Here is a 17,719-nt window from a genome sequence, read left to right as displayed (position 1 = left end):
GAGAATCACACATGACCAAGCGTACCGTTCAATTCAAGATCTACCGCTACGATCCGGACAAGGACGAGAAGCCTTACATGCAGGACATCTCGGTCGAGCTCGAGCCTTCCGACAAGAAGCTGCTCGACGCGCTCGTCCGCCTGCGTGCCAAGGACGATTCGATGTCCTTCCGCCGCTCGTGCCGTGAAGGCGTGTGCGGTTCGGACGCGATGAACATCAACGGCAAGAACGGCCTGGCCTGCCTGACCGACATCGACAGCCTGGCGCAGCCCATCACGCTACGTCCGCTGCCGGGCCTGCCGGTGATCCGCGACCTGATCGTGGACATGACGCAGTTCTTCAAGCAGTACCACTCGATCAAGCCCTACCTGGTCAACAACGACCCGCCGCCCGAGCGCGAGCGCCTGCAGTCGCCGGAAGAGCGCGAAGAGCTCAACGGCCTGTACGAGTGCATTTTGTGCGCGTGCTGCTCGACGTCCTGCCCGTCGTTCTGGTGGAACCCGGACAAGTTCGTCGGTCCGGCCGGTCTGCTTGCCGCCTACCGCTTCCTCGCCGACACGCGCGACCAGGACACCAACGCGCGCCTCGACAACCTCGAGGATCCGTATCGCCTGTTCCGCTGCCACTCCATCATGAACTGCGTCGACGTCTGTCCGAAGGGTCTGAACCCGACCCGCGCGATCGGCAAGATCAAGGACATGATGGTTCGTCGTGCGATCTGACGAGGGCGAAACGACATGAGCATCAACCGGGGACGCGTGCGCTGGCAATGTCGGCGGGCTCTGCTGGAGCTCGACCTGGTCTTCACACGCTTCCTCGAGCAGCACTTCGATCGTCTCACGGACGATCAAGTGGCGGACCTCGACGACTTGCTGCGCTGCGACGACTACGACATCTGGGCGATGGTCAATGGCAGCAAGCCCTGCGAGGTGGACCGCTGGAAAGAGATGATCGGCCTGTTGAGCGGGCGCCCCCAGGGCGCCTGATCCGGCCGGCGGGTCATGAAATGGAACAAGTCGTAAGAAACTTCTAACCGAAGGGACGATCCATGAGCACTGAGCGCAAAGCAACCCTCACCGTCGACGGGAACACTGTCGAATTCCCGGTCATGACCGGTACCCACGGCAACGACGTGATCGACATTCGTACCCTGGGTGCGAAGACGGGTCTGTTCACTTACGACTCCGGCTTCCTGTCGACCGCCAGTTGCAAGTCGACGATCACCTTCATTGATGGTGACAAGGGCGAGCTGCTGTACCGCGGCTACCCGATCGAGCAGCTCGCCGAGAACTGCAACTTCCTCGAAGTGGCCTACCTGCTGAAGAACGGCGAGCTGCCCAACCTCACGCAGAAATCGGATTTCGAGAACACCATCAAGCGTCACACGATGCTGCACGATCAGATGACGAAGTTCTACTCGGGCTTCCGTCGCGATGCGCACCCGATGGCGGTGATGGTGGGCGTGGTGGGCGCGCTGTCCGCCTTCTACCACGACGCCATGGACTTCTCCGACTCGGAGCACCGCAGCGTGTCGATCAACCGCCTGATCGCCAAGCTGCCGACCATCGTTGCGATGGCCTACAAGTACAACAAGGGCGAGCCCTTCATGTACCCGCGCAACGACCTCGACTACACCGCCAACTTCATGCACATGATGTTCGGCAATCCGTGCGAGAAGTACGAGCCGAACCCGGTGCTGGTGCGCGCGCTCGACGTCATCTTCACGCTGCACGCCGACCACGAGCAGAATGCCTCCACCTCCACGGTGCGCCTGGCCGGCTCGTCGGGCGCCAACCCCTTCGCCTGCATCTCGGCCGGCATCGCCTGCCTGTGGGGCCCGGCGCACGGCGGCGCGAACGAAGCCTGCCTGAACATGCTGGAAGAGATCGGCGACGTGTCGCGCGTGGGCGAGTACATCAAGCGCGCCAAGGACAAGAACGACAGCTTCAAGCTGATGGGCTTCGGCCACCGCGTGTACAAGAACTTCGACCCGCGCGCCAAGCTGATGGGCAAGGTGTGCGCCGACGTGCTGGGCGAGCTGGGCCTGGAGAACGACCGCCTGTTCAAGCTTGCCAAGGAGCTCGAGCGCATCGCGCTGGAAGATGAATACTTCGTCGAGAAGAAGCTCTACCCGAACGTCGATTTCTACTCGGGCATCGTGCAGAAGGCGCTGGGTATCCCGACTTCGATGTTCACCTGCATCTTCGCGCTGGCCCGCACCGTGGGCTGGATCACGCAGTGGGAAGAGATGATCACCGACTCGGAATACAAGATCGGCCGTCCGCGCCAGCTCTACGTCGGTGCCGCGCGCCGCGACGTGCCGGCGATCGGCCAGCGTCCGTAAGCGTCGATGGAGAGGGAGGGGAGGCTCCGTCGAACATAGCTGCAACGGGATGGTCGCGCGTGCGCGGCCATCCCGTTTTTCCTTCGGACAGCAGGGCTGGGCCGTGCTATCCGCCAGAACACCCCATGCGGGGCAACAGAAGACCCAAAGGTGGCTTTCATCATGATGAAGCAACTCGAACAGACTTCGCATTTGTTCGGCTCGAACGCGCCGTTCATCGAAGAGCTCTACGAAAATTATCTCGCCGACCCGGCTTCGGTGCCGGACGAGTGGCGCAGCTATTTCGACGCGCTGCAGGCGCAGGCAGGTGCCGCGACGCGCGACGTGGCGCACGGTCCGGTGATCGCGGCCTTCGAACAGATGGCCAAGCGCGGCCCGGTCCGCACGGTCGTCGCCGGCGGCGAAGACAAGCGCCAGGTATCGGTGCTGCAACTGATCAACGCCTATCGCTTCCTCGGTAATCGCTGGGCCAACCTCGATCCGCTCAAGCGCACCGAGCGTCCGCAGATCGCCGAACTCGAGCCGTCCTACTACGGCTTCACCGAAGCCGACCTGTCGCAGACCTTCAACGTCGGCTCCTTCCACGGCTTCTCGACCGAGCACGCCAGCCTGCGCGAGATCCTCGAGGCGCTGCGCCAGACCTACTGCGGCTCGATCGGCGCCGAATACATGTACATGACCGACATCGGTCAGAAGCGCTGGATCCAGAGCCGCCTCGAAAGCGTGCGCGGCACGCCGAAGTTCTCGGCCGAGATGAAGAAGCGTCTGCTCGAGCGCACGACCGCCGCCGAGACGCTGGAGCGCTACCTGCACACCCGCTATGTCGGCCAGAAGCGCTTCTCGCTGGAAGGGGGCGAGTCGGCCATTGTCGCGATGGACGAACTGATCCGCGTCGCCGGCAGCCTCGGTGGCCAGGAAGTGGTGATCGGCATGGCCCACCGCGGCCGCCTGAACGTGCTCGTCAATACGCTGGGCAAGTCGCCCGCGATGCTGTTCTCCGAATTCGAGGGCAAGGCCGCGCTCGACCTGACTGCCGGCGACGTGAAGTACCACCTCGGATTCTCGAGCGACGTCATGACGCCGGGCGGCCCGATGCACCTGACGCTCGCCTTCAACCCGTCGCACCTCGAGATCATCAACCCGGTGGTGGAGGGCTCGGTTTATGCGCGCCAGCTTCGCCGCCAGGACGCGGACAAGAGCCAGGTCATCCCGGTGCTGATCCACGGTGACTCGGCGGTGGCGGGCCAGGGCGTGAACCAGGAGATGCTGAACTTCTCGCAGACCCGCGGCTATGGCACGGGCGGTACGGTCCACATCGTCATCAACAACCAGATCGGCTTCACCACCTCCGACCCGCGCGATTACCGCTCGTCGCTGTACTGCACCGACATCTTCAAGATGGTCGAGGCGCCGATTTTCCACGTGAATGGCGACGATCCGGAGGCGGTCGCCTTCGTCACCGCGCTGGCGGTGGAATTCCGCCAGCAGTTCAAGAAGGACGTCGTCGTCGATGTCATCTGCTTCCGCAAGCTCGGCCACAACGAGCAGGACGAGCCGATGGTCACGCAGCCGCTGATGTATCGCAAGATCCAGCAGCATCCGGGTACCCGCAAGCTGTACGCCGACCGCCTGATCGCCGAAGGCACCTGCAGCGCCGACGAGCCCGAGCAGATGATCGCCCAGTACCGCGAGCACCTCGACAAGGGCGAGCTCCTGTACAACCCGGTGCTGTCCGGCTACCAGCGCCAGAACTCCACCGACTGGTCGCCGTACCTGAAGAAGTCCTACACCGACGAGTGCGACACCGCCATCCCGGTGCAGGAGATCAAGCGCCTTGCCGAGCGCCTGACGGCGACGCCCGACGGTTTTGCCATGCACTCGCGCGTCAAGAAGATCATCGACGACCGCGCCGCGATGGGCCGTGGCGAGTTGCCGTTCGACTGGGGCATGGGCGAGAACCTCGCTTATGCCAGCCTGCTGGCGCAAGGCTACGGCGTGCGCATCTCCGGTGAGGACGTCGGCCGCGGCACCTTCTTCCACCGCCATGCGGTGCTGCACGACCAGAAGCGCGAACGCTGGGACGAAGGCATCTTCAAGCCGCTGGACCACATCCAGGACGGCCAGGCCCGCTTCCAGTGCTACGACTCGGTGTTGTCCGAAGAGGCGGTGCTGGCATTCGAATACGGCTATGCGACGGCCGAGCCCAACGAGCTCGTGGTGTGGGAGGCGCAGTTCGGCGACTTCGTCAATGGTGCGCAGGTCGTCATCGACCAGTTCATCAGCTCGGGCGAAGCCAAATGGGGCCGCCTCGCCGGCCTCGTGATGATGCTGCCGCACGGCTACGAGGGCCAGGGTCCCGAGCACTCGTCCGCACGCCTCGAGCGCTACATGACGAACTGCGCGGAGAACAACTGGCAGGTGTGCGTGCCGACCACGCCGGCCCAGATCTTCCACCTGTTGCGCCGCCAGATGCTGCGCAAGCTGCGCAAGCCGCTGATCATCATCACGCCGAAGTCGCTGCTGCGCCACAAGGAGGCGGTGTCGTCGATCGACGAGCTGGCCAATGGTCACTTCCAGACCGTGATCCCGGAAGTGGAGAAGCTCGATCCGAAGAAGGTCAAGCGGGTGGTGATGTGCCAGGGCAAGCTCTATTACGAGCTGCTGGCGCACCGCCGCGAGAACAAGATCACCGACACCGCCCTGGTGCGGCTGGAACAGTTGTACCCGTTCCCGGCGGAAGAGTTCGCCAAGGCCATCAACCAGTTCCCGAATGCGAAGGAAGTGGTGTGGTGCCAGGAAGAGCCGCGCAACCAGGGGGCGTGGTACTGGCTGGTCTCGCGTCAACATCTCGTCAACGTGCTCGGCAAGCGCCGCCTGCTGCTGGTCAGCCGTCCGGCCGCCGCCTCGCCCGCGGTCGGCTACTACGCCAAGCACAACCAGCAACAGAAGGCGGTCATCGAGAATGCCTTCGGTCCGATTCAGGACACCACGCCGCAGTCACCCAACGTATAACGAAGCAAATCGGGAGAGAGATCCATGCTGATCGAAGTCAAAGTTCCGCAGTTGTCCGAATCCGTGTCCGAGGCCACGCTGGTGTCCTGGCACAAGAAGGAAGGCGATGCCGTCTCGCGTGACGAGAACCTGATCGACATCGAGACCGACAAGGTCGTGCTCGAGACGCCGGCGCCGGCCGACGGCGTGCTGGTGAAGATCATCAAGGCCAACGGCGACACCGTCACCTCCGGAGAGCTGATCGCCCAGATCGACACCGAGGCCAAGGCGGCCGCCGGCGCCACAGCCCCGGCTGCCGCCGCAGCACCTGCTGCCGCGGCGCCGGCCGCTGCCGCTGGCGCCGCCAGCCCGGCTGCCCGCAAGATCCTGGAAGAGAAGGGCGTGGCTGCCGCCGACGTGGCGGGCAGCGGCCGTGGTGGTCGCGTGACCAAGGAAGATGCGGTCGCCGCCCAGGCACCGCGCGCCGCCGCCGCGGCGCCTGCTGCCATGGCCCCGGTCACGTTGGCCGGCGATCGTCCGGAAGAGCGCGTGCCGATGACGCGCCTGCGTGCCCGCATCGCCGAGCGCCTGATCCAGTCGAAGAACGAGAACGCCATCCTGACCACGTTCAACGAAGTGAACATGGGCCCGGTGATGGCGCTGCGCAAGCAGTACGGCGAGAAGTTCGAGAAGGCGCACGGCGTGCGCCTGGGCTTCATGGGCTTCTTCGTCAAGGCTGCCGTCGCCGCGTTGAAGAAGTTTCCGATCCTGAACGCCTCGGTCGATGGCAACGACATCGTCTATCACGGCTACATCGACATCGGCATCGCGGTCGGTTCGCCGCGCGGCCTGGTGGTGCCCATCCTGCGCAACGCCGAATCGATGTCCATCGCCGACATCGAGAAGAAAATCGCCGAGTTCGGCGACAAGGCCAAGAACGGCAAGCTGACGCTGGAAGAGCTCTCCGGCGGCACCTTCTCCATCTCCAACGGCGGCGTGTTCGGTTCGATGCTGTCGACGCCGATCATCAACCCGCCGCAGTCGGCCATCCTCGGCATTCACGCGACCAAGGACCGCCCGGTGGTGGAGAACGGCCAGATCGTGATCCGTCCGATCAACTACCTGGCCATGTCCTACGACCATCGCATCATCGACGGTCGCGAGGCGGTGCTCGGCCTGGTGACGATGAAGGAAGCGCTGGAAGATCCGGCTCGCCTGATCCTCGACGTGTAAGGAGAGTTGCGGCGTGAGGTGCGGGGATCCCCACACCTCACGCCCTGCGTCCTGCGGGCGCCCCGCAAGGGCGCCCTCCAAGCACCTGACACCTGACTTCCGACACCCAACTCCTTACGGAGCACCCATGTCCAAAGAATTCGACGTCCTCGTCATCGGCGGCGGCCCCGGCGGCTATGTGGCCGCGATCCGCGCCGCGCAGCTCGGTTTCAAGACCGCCTGCTGCGAATCCAATCCCTATGCCGACCCGAAAGGCGAGCCGCGCCTGGGCGGCACCTGCCTGAACGTCGGCTGCATCCCCTCCAAGGCGCTGCTGCATACCTCGCACCTGTTCGAGGAAGCGGGTCACGCCTTCGAAGGGCAGGGTATCAGCGTCGGCACGCCCAAGATCGACGTGAGCAAGATGATCGCCCGCAAGGCCGGCATCGTCGATCAGCTCACCGGCGGCATCAAGGGCCTGTTCAAGAAGAACAAGGTCACCCTGCTGAACGGCCACGGTGCCTTTGTCGGCAAGGCCGAAGCCGGCTGGCAGGTTCAGGTCGGCGAGGAAGTCGTCACCGCCAAGCAGGTGATCGTCGCCACCGGCTCGTCGGCGCGCCACCTGCCGGGCATTCCGGTCGATAACAAGATCGTCTGCGACAACGTCGGCGCGCTCGACCTCGACGCCGTGCCGAAGAAGCTGGCGGTGATCGGCGCCGGCGTCATCGGCCTGGAGATGGGCTCGGTGTGGCGCCGCGTGGGCGCCGAAGTGACGGTGCTCGAGGCGCTGCCGGATTTCCTCGGTGCCGCCGACAAGGATGTGGCCAAGGAGGCACTCAAGGTCTTTACCAAGCAGGGCCTGGACATCAAGCTCGGCGTCACCATCGGCGAGGTCAAGGTCGGCAAGAAGGGCGTCACGATCAACTACAAGGACAAGGACGGTGCCGACCAGAAGCTGGAAGCCGACCGCCTGATCGTGTCCGTGGGCCGCGTGCCCAACACCCAGGGCCTGAACCCCGATGCGGTGGGCCTCAAGCTCAACGAGCGCGGCCAGATCGAAGTCGACGGTCATTGCCGCACCAACCTGCCCGGCGTGTGGGCGGTGGGCGACGTGGTGCGCGGCCCGATGCTGGCGCACAAGGCGATGGAAGAGGCGGTGATGGTGGCCGAGCTGATGGCGGGCCAGGCCGGCCACTGCAACTTCGACACCATCCCGTGGGTCATCTACACCAGCCCCGAGATCGCCTGGGTGGGCAAGACCGAGCAGCAGTTGAAGGCGGAAGGCGTGGCCTACAAGGCCGGCAAGATCCCCTTCCTCGCCAATGGTCGCGCCCTTGGCATGGGCGACCCGACCGGCTTCGTCAAGATGCTGGCCGACGCCGCCACCGATCGCATCCTCGGTGTGCACATCATCGGCGCCAATGCCTCGGAGCTGATCTCCGAGGCGGTGGTGGCGATGGAGTTCGCCGGCTGCAGCGAAGACCTGGCGCGCATCTGCCATGCGCACCCGACGCTGTCCGAAGTGGTGCACGAAGCGGCGCTCGCCTGCGACAAGCGGCCGCTGCACTTCTGAGCCAGGCTTGAGGTGCGAGGGGTGTGGTGCGGGGTGATCCTCGCGCCCACCCCTCGTTGCGTTAACATTTCGGACCTGTCCGACGCCAAGAATCGATCTCCCCATGCCTCATCGCATCCTCAAGGTGGCCGAGCACGGCATGCTCGACGCCTACGACGCCCTGCTCAAGGCGCGCGGGTACAAGTCCGACCCCGCCCAGCGTGCCGCGGCGCAGCGCCTGCAAAAGCTCTATACCGAGCTGCTCGCCTTCAAGGCGGCGCGCAGCAGTGCCCTGCGCAAGCTGTTCACCCGTCCGGCGATGCCGCGCAGCGTCTATTTCTGGGGGGGGGTGGGGCGCGGCAAGAGCTTCCTGATGGACTGCTTCTTCGATTCGGTGCCCTACAAGCGCAAGCGGCGCACTCACTTCCACGCCTTCATGCAGGAAGTGCAGAACGACCTGAAGAACCACAACCACGAACCTGATCCGTTGCAGAAAGTGGCTGATCGCATCGCCCGGCAGACGCGGCTGCTGTGCTTCGACGAGTTCCACGTCTCGGACATCGCTGACGCCATGATCCTTGGCCGGCTGCTCGACGCGCTGTTCGCGCGTGGGGTGATCTTCGTGATGACCTCGAACTACCCGCCCGACGGGCTCTATCCCAACGGGCTGATGCGCATCAACTTCCTGCCCACCATCGAGATGATCAAGCGCCGCTTCGATGTCTTCGAGGTGGATCACGGCACCGACTACCGCCTGCGGCAACTCGAGAAGATCGAGATCTATCTCGTGCCTGCCGACGAAGCCGCCGAGCGCAAGATGCGCGACGATTTCCGCCGCCTCGCCGGCGGTGACGGCCAGGGCGGCACGATCGAAGTCCTCGAGCGCAAGCTGCCGGTGGTGCGGCGCGCGCCCGGCGTGATCTGGTTCGACTTCGCCACCCTGTGCGGCGGCCCGCGGTCGCAGAACGACTACCTCGAGATCGCGCGCGAGCACCACAGCGTGCTGCTATCGAAGGTGCCGAAGATGCGCGTCGGCAATGCCGCGGAGGCGCGCCGCTTCACCTGGCTCATCGACGTGCTGTACGACCACCGCGTCAAGCTCATCATGAGCGCCGAGGTCGAGGCGCACGAGCTCTACGTCGAGGGCCAGAACGCGCATGAGTTCGTGCGCACGGTGAGCCGCCTGATCGAGATGCGCTCGCGCGACTACCTCGCTGAGGCGCACCGCGTGGAAGCCATCGACGCGCTGCAGGTGCACTAGCAGCGCCGATGTCCGATCTCGCATCCCTGTTCGCCCCAGATGGCCCGCTGGCCGCGGCCATCCCCGGCTTCTGCGCGCGCGCGCAACAGATCGAGATGGCGCAGAAGATTGCCGAGGCCATCCAGGGCAATCGCGTACTGGTGGCAGAAGCCGGCACCGGCACCGGCAAGACCTTCGCCTACCTCGTACCGGCGCTGCTGGCGGGCGGCAAGGTGATCCTTTCCACCGGCACCAAGACCTTGCAGGACCAGCTCTTCAACCGCGACCTGCCCACCGTGCGCGCCGCGCTGAAGGTGCCCGTGTCGATCGCGCTGCTCAAGGGGCGCGCCAATTACGTGTGCCATTACCACCTCGAGCGCAACGCGCGCGACGGTCGTTTCCTTACCGCGCAGGACGCTGCCGACCTGCGCGCGATCACGCGTTTCGCCAAGCTCACGCAGACCGGCGACAAGGCCGAATGCACCGACGTGCGAGAGGATTCCGCCGCCTGGATCGCGGCGACCTCCACACGCGACAACTGCCTCGGCCAGGACTGCCCGAACAAGGACGAATGCTTCGTCATGCAGGCCCGGCGCGCAGCGATGGAAGCCGACGTGGTGGTGGTGAACCACCATCTGTTCTTCGCCGACGTCATGTTGCGCGACGAAGGCATGGGCGAGCTGCTGCCGGCGTGCAACGCGGTGATCTTCGACGAAGCCCACCAGTTGCCCGAGACGGCCAGCCTGTTCTTCGGCGAGAGCGTGTCGACTTCGCAGGTGCTGGAACTCGCGCGCGACACGCGCTCGGAGACGCTGGCTGCGGCGCGCGACTGCATCGCGCTGATCGACGAGTCGCGCAAGCTGGAAAAGGCCGCGCGCGACCTGCGCCTGGTGTTCGGCAACGAGACGGCGCGGCTGTCGGCGACGCAGGCGGCCGAGCGCGAAGCCTTCGAGCCCCAGCTCGACGCATTGCAGCAGGCGCTCGATGCCTTCCATTCGGTGCTCGACACCCAGGCCGAGCGCTCGGAAGGGCTCGGTAACTGCCTGCGGCGTACCGAGGAGATGGACGAGCGATTGGCACGCTGGCGCAACCCGGAGGAGAAGGACCTGATCCGCTGGGTCGAAGTCTTCACCCAGTCGCTGGCGCTCAACGCCACGCCGCTGCATGTTTCCGACGTGTTCAAGCGCCAGCTCGAAGGCCATCCTCGCGCCTGGATCTTCACCTCGGCCACGCTGGCGGTGGGCAAGGCCGATTTCGGCCACTACTGCCGCGAACTCGGCCTCGCCTGGATGGACCCGCCGCCCATGACCGCAGTGTGGGGCAGCCCCTTCGACTACGGCGAGCAGGCGCTGCTGTATGCGCCGGCCAACATGCCCGACCCCAACACGCCCGACTATACCGAGGCGGTGGCGCGGGTCGCACTGCCGCTGATCCGCGCCGCGCGCGGACGCGCCTTCGTGCTGTGCACCTCGTTGCGTGCGATGCGCCGGGTGCACGAGCTGATCGCCGACGGCCTGCAGCAGGCGGGCGACGAGCTGCCGCTGCTGCTGCAGGGTGAAGGATCGCGCACCGAGCTGCTCGACCGTTTCCGCCGCCTCGGCAACGCGGTGCTGGTCGCCAGCCAGAGCTTCTGGGAAGGTGTGGACGTGCCGGGCGACGCGCTGTCGCTGGTGGTGATCGACAAGCTGCCCTTCGCGCCGCCCGACGATCCGGTACTCGCCGCGCGTGTCGAGCACATGCAGAGGCAGGGCCTCAACCCCTTCATCCACCATCAATTGCCGCGTGCGGTGATAAGCATGAAGCAAGGCGCCGGACGCCTCATCCGCACCGAGCGCGACCGCGGCGTGCTGTGCATCTGCGACCCGCGCATGATCGACAAGTCCTACGGCAAGGTCGTCTGGCGCAGCCTGCCGCCAATGCGCCGTACCCGGCTGGAGGCCGAGGCGGTGGCCTTCCTGCACACGCTGCCGCCGCCCGGGACCGCCGGCTGAGCCCGGGGGCGACCGTGCTGGGGTATCCTTGCGGCTTCACACGCAACTGACTGCGCAACCCAATTCGAACATCGAGCGATGAAAGTCATCGGCATGGCCGGCTGGTCCGGCTCGGGCAAGACCACGCTGGTAGAGCAACTCATTCCCCACTTCACTGCGCGCGGCCTGCGCGTGTCCGTGATCAAGCATGCACATCACGGCTTCGACCTTGACCGCCCCGGCAAGGATTCCTACCGCCACCGCGAAGCAGGCGCCACCCAGGTGCTGATGCTGTCCAACGATCGCTGGGTGCTGATGCACGAATTGCGCGGCGCACCCGAGCCGACCCTGGACGAGCAGTTGCGACTGCTGGCGCCCTGCGATCTGGTCCTGATCGAAGGCTACAAGGAAGCCGCCGTGCCCAAGATCGAGATCCATCGCCCGGCGTTGGGCAAGCCGCCGCTGTGGCCGGAAAATCCGCACGTCGTCGCGGTTGCCACGGATGGCGACATCGACTGTCCGCTGCCGCGCCTGCCGCTCAACGATCCCGCCGCCATCGCCGCCTTCATCCTGGAGCATCGCGACGTCCAATGAACGCCCCCATGCTTTCCTTCGACGAGGCCTACGCCAAGCTGCTGGATTTCGTGCGCCCGGTGCGCGAGATCGAGCAGATCGACACTTTCGTCGCCAGCGGCCGCGTGCTCGCAGTGGCGCAGCGTTCCGGCCTGGCACAACCGCCGATGGACAACTCGGCGATGGACGGCTACGCGGTGCGCACTGCCGACGTGTCCGCCATCGGCACACGGCTGCGCGTCAGCCAGCGCATTCCGGCGGGCAGCGTAGGCCATCCGCTTGCCGCGGGTAGCGCAGCGCGCATCTTTACGGGCGCGCCGCTACCGCCCGGCGCCGATGCGGTGGTGATGCAGGAGCTGTGCGAAGCCGATGGCGACGACGTGGTGATCAACTACCTGCCGCGCGCGGGTGAATCCGTGCGTCGGGCGGGCGAGGACATCGCACTGGGCGCGGAGATCCTGCCGGCGGGGCTGCGCCTGACGCCGCAGGCGGTCGCGCTTGCCGCCTCGGTCGGCTTGGCACAACTGCCGGTCCATCGCCGCGTCAGGGTGGCGATGTTCTCGACCGGTAGCGAACTGGTCATGCCCGGCGAGGCGCTGCCGCCGGGCGGTATCTACAATTCGAATCGCTTCCTGCTCAATGCCTTGCTGCAGGGGCTGGGCTGCGAGGTGGCCGATTTCGGCATCGTCCCTGACAACCTGGGCGCCACGCGCGAGGTCTTGCGCAAGGCCGCGCAGGGTCATGACCTGATCCTCACCAGCGGCGGCGTGTCGGTGGGCGAGGAAGACCACGTCAAGCCGGCGGTGGAGGCCGAAGGCAGCCTCGACCTGTGGAAGATCGCAATGAAGCCCGGCAAGCCGCTGGCCTATGGCCGGGTGCACGGCGCGGCCTTCATCGGCCTGCCCGGCAACCCGGTGTCGAGCTTTGTCACTTTCCTGATGCTGGTGCGGCCTTTCCTGCTGGCGACGCAGGGAGTGCGGGACGTGGCGCCAGTAGCGCTGTTGTTGCGCGCCGACTTCGACTGGCCGCGCCCGGACCGCCGCCGCGAGTTCCTGCGCGCGCGCATGAATGCGCAGGGCGGCGTGGAACTGTTCGACAACCAGGGCTCGGCAGCGCTGAACTCGACGGTGTGGGCGAATGGTCTGGTCGATATTCCGGCGGCGCAACCGGTCGCACGCGGCGGCACGGTGCGTTTCCTGCCTTTCACCGATTTGCTTGATTGAACGACGAGGTTGCGCAGATGGCGCTCAGAATTCTCTACTTTGCTGCGCTGCGCGAGGCGCTGGGCGTATCCGCAGAGGACTTCGATCCGCCGGCGGGGGTGGCGAGCGTGTCCGCGCTGCGCGCCTGCCTCGTCGCCCGCGGCGGCGTCTGGGAAAAGCTGGCGGCCGCCAACGTCAAGGCGGCAGTCAATCAGCGCATGGTCGGCGGCGATGCGTCGGTCGGACCGGGTGACGAGGTCGCCTTTTTTCCGCCCGTCACCGGCGGTTGAGCCCGGGAGCAGCCATGAGCGCACAGCAGGCGGCAGCGGGGGAGATGCTGGTGAGCGTCCAGGAGGCGGACTTCGACGTCGGCGCCGAGACCGCCAGCCTCGGCGACGGCCGTTGCGATGTCGGCGGCATCGCCACGTTCATCGGCCTGGTGAGGGATGCCAACGATGGCAGCGGCGTGTCGGCGATGACGCTGGAGCATTATCCCGGCATGACGGAGCGCGCCCTCGGCGACATCGTCGAGCAGGCCTGCGCGCGCTGGTCGCTACTGTCGGTCAGGGTCATCCACCGCGTCGGGCGCCTGCAGCCGGGCGATCGCATCGTCTTCGTCGGCGTCGCCGCGGCGCACCGTGGCGAAGCTTTCGCCGCATGCGAATTCATCATGGACTACCTGAAGACGCAGGCACCGTTCTGGAAGCGCGAGGAAACCACCGAAGGGGCGCGCTGGGTCGACGCGCGCGAAAGCGACGACACTGCCGCGGCACGCTGGTCGGCCGCAGCGAGCGCATCGAAGGGCTGAGAGACGCGCGGTGATGAAATGAAGACGGCGCCTGGTGGCGCCGTCTTCGTCATCGCCGACCCGCCTTGCGGCAGCGGATCAGCCACCGTCGGGCTTACCTGCGGCCCTTGGCTCCCTGCTGCGTGAAGGCCTGGAAGGCCTCGGTCGAAGCACGGGTCATCTGCTCGAAGGCGGCACGCGTAGTGTCCATCGCGGACTGCATCGCACCCAGTGCGTTCTGGTCGGTGATCGGCATCCCCTTGAACATCTTCTGCATCGCCTCGAAGATGTCGTGTCCACCGGTCGTCAATTGCTCGCCGACCAGCTTGCCCACTTCAGCCTGGGTGCGCGTGGTGATCTCGGCGATCTCACGCGCGCAGGCCAGCATCTTCTCAGTGGTGCTCTGCGCGAACTGGGTGCGCAGATTCATCATGTCCCGAGGATCCTTCACCGCAGACAATGCCTTGGCATTCTGCACGCCCTCTTCGAACAGGGTCTTTGCGGTAGAGACCTGGATTTCCATGATGCGCTGCGAGTTCTCGATCGAGAGCTGCGCGAGGCGCATGGCCGCTTCCAGGTTCTTTTTCTGAAGTTCGTTCATCTGTTCTTGCTTTCCGGCCATACACATCCTCCACACTCGCGGGTAATAGGAATTTCGCGAAGCCGGCATGGGCGCATTTGTCGGCGTCATGACAGCGACCGCGAACACGCCTCTTGTCTGCCTCTTTTTTAACAATAGCACAGCCGCCCGCCGCCGCGTTGCCGGTCTCACGCTTGATCAGAGAATGACAGGCCGGTCCGGCAACTCGCCTTCTTCGTTACCGCCAGTGAGCCCGTCGGTCCCCAGCGCCGGGAAGCGGCTCTGCAGCACGCCGCCGATTGCATCGACCGCCTGCGATATGCCGTCCTCGAGCCGGCCGCCGGCGAAGCGGGTCGAGATGTCGCGCATCAGTGCCTGCCAGTGCGTGGCGCCGCCATGCGGTACGACGCCGCGGTCGGCGATGAGCTCGATGCGATGCTCGACCGGCAGCACGTAGATCAGCACGCCGTTGTTGTGCTCGGTGTCCCATACGCGCTGCTCGGCGAAGAGTTCCAGCGCGCGTTCATGGGCGAGATCCGCGAATGCGGTACGGTGCCGTACATGGCGCCACAGGTAGCGTAGCGGAAGGGAGGCTTCGACGCAGACGCAGATCTCGCCGCTGTGCCGCCGCTCGCTGTCGCGCACCTGCGCTGCGAGCCGGTCGAGCGCCTCCCTGCCCAGCGCACGATGAACGTCGCCACTGTCGAGCCATAGATGACGCAATGCACGCAGCAGGCTCATCACCAGCTCCCCGAAGCGCCGCCGCCGCCGAAGCTGCCGCCGCCACCGCTGCTGAAGCCGCCGCCTCCGCCGCCGCGACCGCCACCCCAGATGATGGGACCGCCACGGCGCATGCCGCCGCCGGGACCACCCCCGCCGAAGCCGCCGCCGCCACCGATCCCCAGCGCCAGCACGAAGACCGCTGCCAGCACGCCGCCGATGCCGGCGAGCAGCAGGCTGCCGGTCAGCAGCTTGATGACGAAGCCTGCAGCGCCGCCCGTCGCCAGCGCGCCCAACTTGCGGCCGAGCACGCCGATCAGCACTGCCCCGACCACCGGCACAGCCACGAACAGGAAGGCGCCCAGGTCTTCGATCGACGTCTGCCCGTCGTTGCGCGCTTGCTGCGCGGGCAGGGGAAGCGCCTCGCCGCGCACCAGGGCCATCAGCGCATCGACGCCCCCTTCCAGGCCGCCGGCGAAATCGCCCTGGCGGAAGGCCGGCGTGATGATGCGGTCGATGATGCGGAATGCCGCGACATCGGGCACCGCGCCCTCCAGCGCGCGCGCCACCTCGATGCGGATGCGGCGGTCGTCCTTCGCGACCACCACCAGGATGCCGTCGCCGACGTCGCGGCGGCCGATCTTCCACGTGTCGGCGACGCGGAACGCATATGCGGCGATGTCCTCAGGCGCCGACGTGGGGACGAGCAGCACCACGATCTGCGTGCCGCGTTCGCGCTCGAAGCTGGCGAGGCGCGCCTCGAGCGCCTGAAGCTGCTGTGGCGCGAGGGTGCCGCTGCGGTCGACGACGCGCGCGCTAAGCTCGGGGACGGGCTGCAGTGGCTGGGCTGCGACCGGCCCGCAAGCCAGCAGCAGCAACAGCCCGAACAGCGCGGCCAGAAGGCTGAGCGCGCTGCGGCAGGGGGTGGCCGGTTGTGCGCGGTTCATCGGCAGTCGGAGAGGGGGTGGGTGCGGGGCGGGGTGGGGGTGCGGTGGGGTGGGGGTAGCAATCAGGACTCGCAGCTCGGCACGCCGGCATTGCGCATGCCGGCACGCATTCGACGCGACGCAGTCAAGGTTTCTTCGCCGGCGCGCCGAAGTCCACCGTAGGCGGACGCGAGATCTCGGCTTCGTTGGCCACGCTGAAGCTCGCCTTCGGCTTGTAGCTGAACACCATCGCGGTGAGGTTGGTGGGGAAGCTGCGCGCCAGGACGTTGTATTGCTGTATGGAGTCGATGTACTTGTTGCGCGCCACCGTGATGCGGTTCTCGGTGCCTTCGAGCTGCACGCGCAATTCCTGGAAGGCCTGGTTGGCCTTGAGATTGGGATAGTTCTCGGCGACGACGAGCAACCTCGACAGCGCGCTGCCGAGTTGTCCCTGCGCCTGCTGGAAGCGCTCCATGGCCTGGGGGTCGCTCAGCATCTCGGGCGTGACCTGGATGGCGGTGGCGCGCGAGCGGGCTTCGATGACTTTGGTCAGCGTTTCTTGCTCGAAGTTTGCCTCGCCCTTCACCGTGCTGACCAGATTGGGAATGAGGTCGGCGCGCCGCTGATACTGGTTCAGCACTTCGGCCCACGCCGCCTTGCTCTGCTCGTCGAGCCGCTGGAAGTCGTTGTATCCGCAGCCCGACAGGCCGAGCAAGGCAACGATGCAGAGCAGCAGGGAGAGACGGTGCAGGATTTTGTGGAACATGATCGATCTCCGGGGTGAGCTTTCAGGCACACGACGTCTTTACTCTAGCAGCATTGTCCGTGGCAGGTGCGGTCAGCGGCTGCGTTTCGGGGCGGCATCGGCCGCGCGCGGCGGCTTGGCGTACTTGCGGAACACCGCTTCGGCGTCCGCTTCGGCGCGTGCCTGAGTGCAGATCGAAGGGTCGTCGTCGTGCCCGCTGAAATAGCCGTCTTCCTGCGCGAGCATCACGATGCGGATTGCCGCCTTCTCGCTCAGATCGTGGCGTTCGTAGATCAGCGTGGTGACTTCATCGAGGTGCTGTTCATAGCTCATGGACATCGGGGTTCTCCTGACGGACGTTGCAACCACGCGGTGGCTGGTCTGCCATCGTAGCGTGGCGGCAGGTCGTCGTGATCGGGGGGCGAATTCTTGTTCTGGCTCAAGGCTTTCGCCGCGCCGCGCCGGCACGATGCGAAGCCTGCGGCGCGCTGTGGCGCCGACCAACCAGAGGACGAAATTCGATGAGCGAACTGCCTGTTATCGATAATGCGGTGTTTGGTTTCGACGCGCGCGGCGTCGCCAAGCGTTTTCGCCATGCGGCGATCTTCGGCGCGCTCGAATCGCTGGACGACGGCGAGACGATGCGCTTTGTGAACGACCACGACCCGCTGCCGCTGCTCAACCAGATCCAGCAGCGCTATGGCAGCCAGGTGGGCATCCAGTACGTGGCGCGCGAGCCCGGCAACATCGTGATCGATTTCAAGATCCAACTCCATGCGCAGGATGAAGCGGCGCCGAGCTATGGCGCGCAGGGCGGCTCCTGCGGCGGCGGTGGCGGCGGCTGCGGCTGCTCCGGCGGCCGCTGACCGACGGCCTG

Annotated in this window: 18 protein-coding genes; 13 read left to right on the top strand and 5 right to left on the bottom strand. The window is 66.0% G+C overall.

From position 1 onward, the window contains the following. Positions 1-11: 11 nt before the first annotated feature. The 12 genes from GH664_RS03880 to moaE all read left to right on the top strand — a co-directional run bounded on the left by GH664_RS03880 (position 12) and on the right by moaE (position 13,892). Positions 12-722 carry a succinate dehydrogenase iron-sulfur subunit gene (locus tag GH664_RS03880; protein WP_153166823.1) on the top strand — a complete coding sequence of 237 codons (711 nt, stop codon included), beginning with the start codon at positions 12-14 and terminating at the stop codon, positions 720-722. Between the two features lie 15 nt (positions 723-737). Beyond that, on the top strand, positions 738-986 hold the full coding sequence (locus GH664_RS03875) for a succinate dehydrogenase assembly factor 2 (protein ID WP_153166822.1): 249 nt from the start codon (positions 738-740) through the stop codon (positions 984-986). 62 nt (positions 987-1,048) lie between these two features. Further along, the gene (gene gltA, locus GH664_RS03870; RefSeq protein ID WP_153166821.1) at positions 1,049-2,344 is read left to right on the top strand and encodes a citrate synthase; all 1,296 of its coding nucleotides are present in this window, start codon (positions 1,049-1,051) and stop codon (positions 2,342-2,344) included. A 162-nt stretch (positions 2,345-2,506) separates the two neighbouring features. Beyond that, entirely contained in the window at positions 2,507-5,356 is a 2,850-nt protein-coding gene (locus tag GH664_RS03865) for a 2-oxoglutarate dehydrogenase E1 component (protein ID WP_153166820.1), read from the top strand. 24 nt (positions 5,357-5,380) lie between these two features. Further along, on the top strand, positions 5,381-6,568 hold the full coding sequence (gene odhB / locus GH664_RS03860) for a 2-oxoglutarate dehydrogenase complex dihydrolipoyllysine-residue succinyltransferase (protein ID WP_153166819.1): 1,188 nt from the start codon (positions 5,381-5,383) through the stop codon (positions 6,566-6,568). A gap of 127 nt (positions 6,569-6,695) precedes the next feature. After that, positions 6,696-8,120 carry a dihydrolipoyl dehydrogenase gene (gene lpdA / locus GH664_RS03855; RefSeq protein WP_153166818.1) on the top strand — a complete coding sequence of 475 codons (1,425 nt, stop codon included), beginning with the start codon at positions 6,696-6,698 and terminating at the stop codon, positions 8,118-8,120. 103 nt (positions 8,121-8,223) lie between these two features. Beyond that, positions 8,224-9,360, top strand: a complete 1,137-nt coding sequence (zapE, locus tag GH664_RS03850) for a cell division protein ZapE (protein WP_153166817.1) — start codon at positions 8,224-8,226, stop codon at positions 9,358-9,360. Between the two features lie 8 nt (positions 9,361-9,368). Next, positions 9,369-11,330, top strand: a complete 1,962-nt coding sequence (locus tag GH664_RS03845) for an ATP-dependent DNA helicase (RefSeq protein WP_153166816.1) — start codon at positions 9,369-9,371, stop codon at positions 11,328-11,330. Positions 11,331-11,408: 78 nt separating this feature from the next. After that, positions 11,409-11,903: a molybdopterin-guanine dinucleotide biosynthesis protein B gene (mobB, locus tag GH664_RS03840; protein ID WP_153166815.1), complete on the top strand. Its 495-nt coding sequence runs from the start codon at positions 11,409-11,411 to the stop codon at positions 11,901-11,903. Beyond that, positions 11,900-13,105 carry a gephyrin-like molybdotransferase Glp gene (glp, locus tag GH664_RS03835; protein WP_153166814.1) on the top strand — a complete coding sequence of 402 codons (1,206 nt, stop codon included), beginning with the start codon at positions 11,900-11,902 and terminating at the stop codon, positions 13,103-13,105. The genes mobB and glp overlap by 4 nt, the downstream gene beginning before the upstream one ends. Positions 13,106-13,122: 17 nt before the next feature. Beyond that, positions 13,123-13,374, top strand: coding sequence for a molybdopterin converting factor subunit 1 (moaD, locus tag GH664_RS03830; RefSeq protein ID WP_153166813.1), 252 nt, complete (start codon positions 13,123-13,125; stop codon positions 13,372-13,374). A 44-nt stretch (positions 13,375-13,418) separates the two neighbouring features. Next, on the top strand, positions 13,419-13,892 hold the full coding sequence (gene moaE / locus GH664_RS03825; RefSeq protein ID WP_153166989.1) for a molybdopterin synthase catalytic subunit MoaE: 474 nt from the start codon (positions 13,419-13,421) through the stop codon (positions 13,890-13,892). A gap of 94 nt (positions 13,893-13,986) precedes the next feature. Here moaE and GH664_RS03820 read toward each other — a convergent pair whose 3' ends face one another. The 5 genes from GH664_RS03820 to GH664_RS03800 all read right to left on the bottom strand — a co-directional run bounded on the left by GH664_RS03820 (position 13,987) and on the right by GH664_RS03800 (position 17,181). Beyond that, on the bottom strand, positions 13,987-14,493 hold the full coding sequence (locus tag GH664_RS03820) for a phasin family protein (RefSeq protein ID WP_153166812.1): 507 nt from the start codon (positions 14,491-14,493) through the stop codon (positions 13,987-13,989). A 156-nt stretch (positions 14,494-14,649) separates the two neighbouring features. After that, positions 14,650-15,192, bottom strand: coding sequence for a TPM domain-containing protein (locus GH664_RS03815; RefSeq protein WP_153166811.1), 543 nt, complete (start codon positions 15,190-15,192; stop codon positions 14,650-14,652). After that, positions 15,192-16,118, bottom strand: coding sequence for a YgcG family protein (locus GH664_RS03810; protein WP_153166810.1), 927 nt, complete (start codon positions 16,116-16,118; stop codon positions 15,192-15,194). The genes GH664_RS03815 and GH664_RS03810 overlap by 1 nt, the downstream gene beginning before the upstream one ends. 124 nt (positions 16,119-16,242) lie before the next feature. Next, positions 16,243-16,863, bottom strand: coding sequence for a LemA family protein (locus GH664_RS03805; RefSeq protein ID WP_153166809.1), 621 nt, complete (start codon positions 16,861-16,863; stop codon positions 16,243-16,245). Between the two features lie 72 nt (positions 16,864-16,935). Continuing rightward, a complete protein-coding gene (locus GH664_RS03800) occupies positions 16,936-17,181 on the bottom strand; it encodes a hypothetical protein (RefSeq protein ID WP_153166808.1) in 246 nt (81 codons plus the stop codon). 182 nt (positions 17,182-17,363) lie between these two features. On the opposite strand from GH664_RS03800, the gene GH664_RS03795 reads away from it, so the two are divergent. Beyond that, positions 17,364-17,708: a DUF2249 domain-containing protein gene (locus GH664_RS03795; protein ID WP_153166807.1), complete on the top strand. Its 345-nt coding sequence runs from the start codon at positions 17,364-17,366 to the stop codon at positions 17,706-17,708. The last annotated feature ends 11 nt before the right edge of the window (positions 17,709-17,719 follow it).

The sequence above is a fragment of the Thauera sp. 2A1 genome, from assembly GCF_009469595.2.
In the GTDB taxonomy this organism is placed as follows: Bacteria; Pseudomonadota; Gammaproteobacteria; order Burkholderiales; family Rhodocyclaceae; genus Thauera.
Note: the sequence above shows the minus strand (reverse complement) of the source record. Positions and strands in the feature narration are given on the sequence as shown.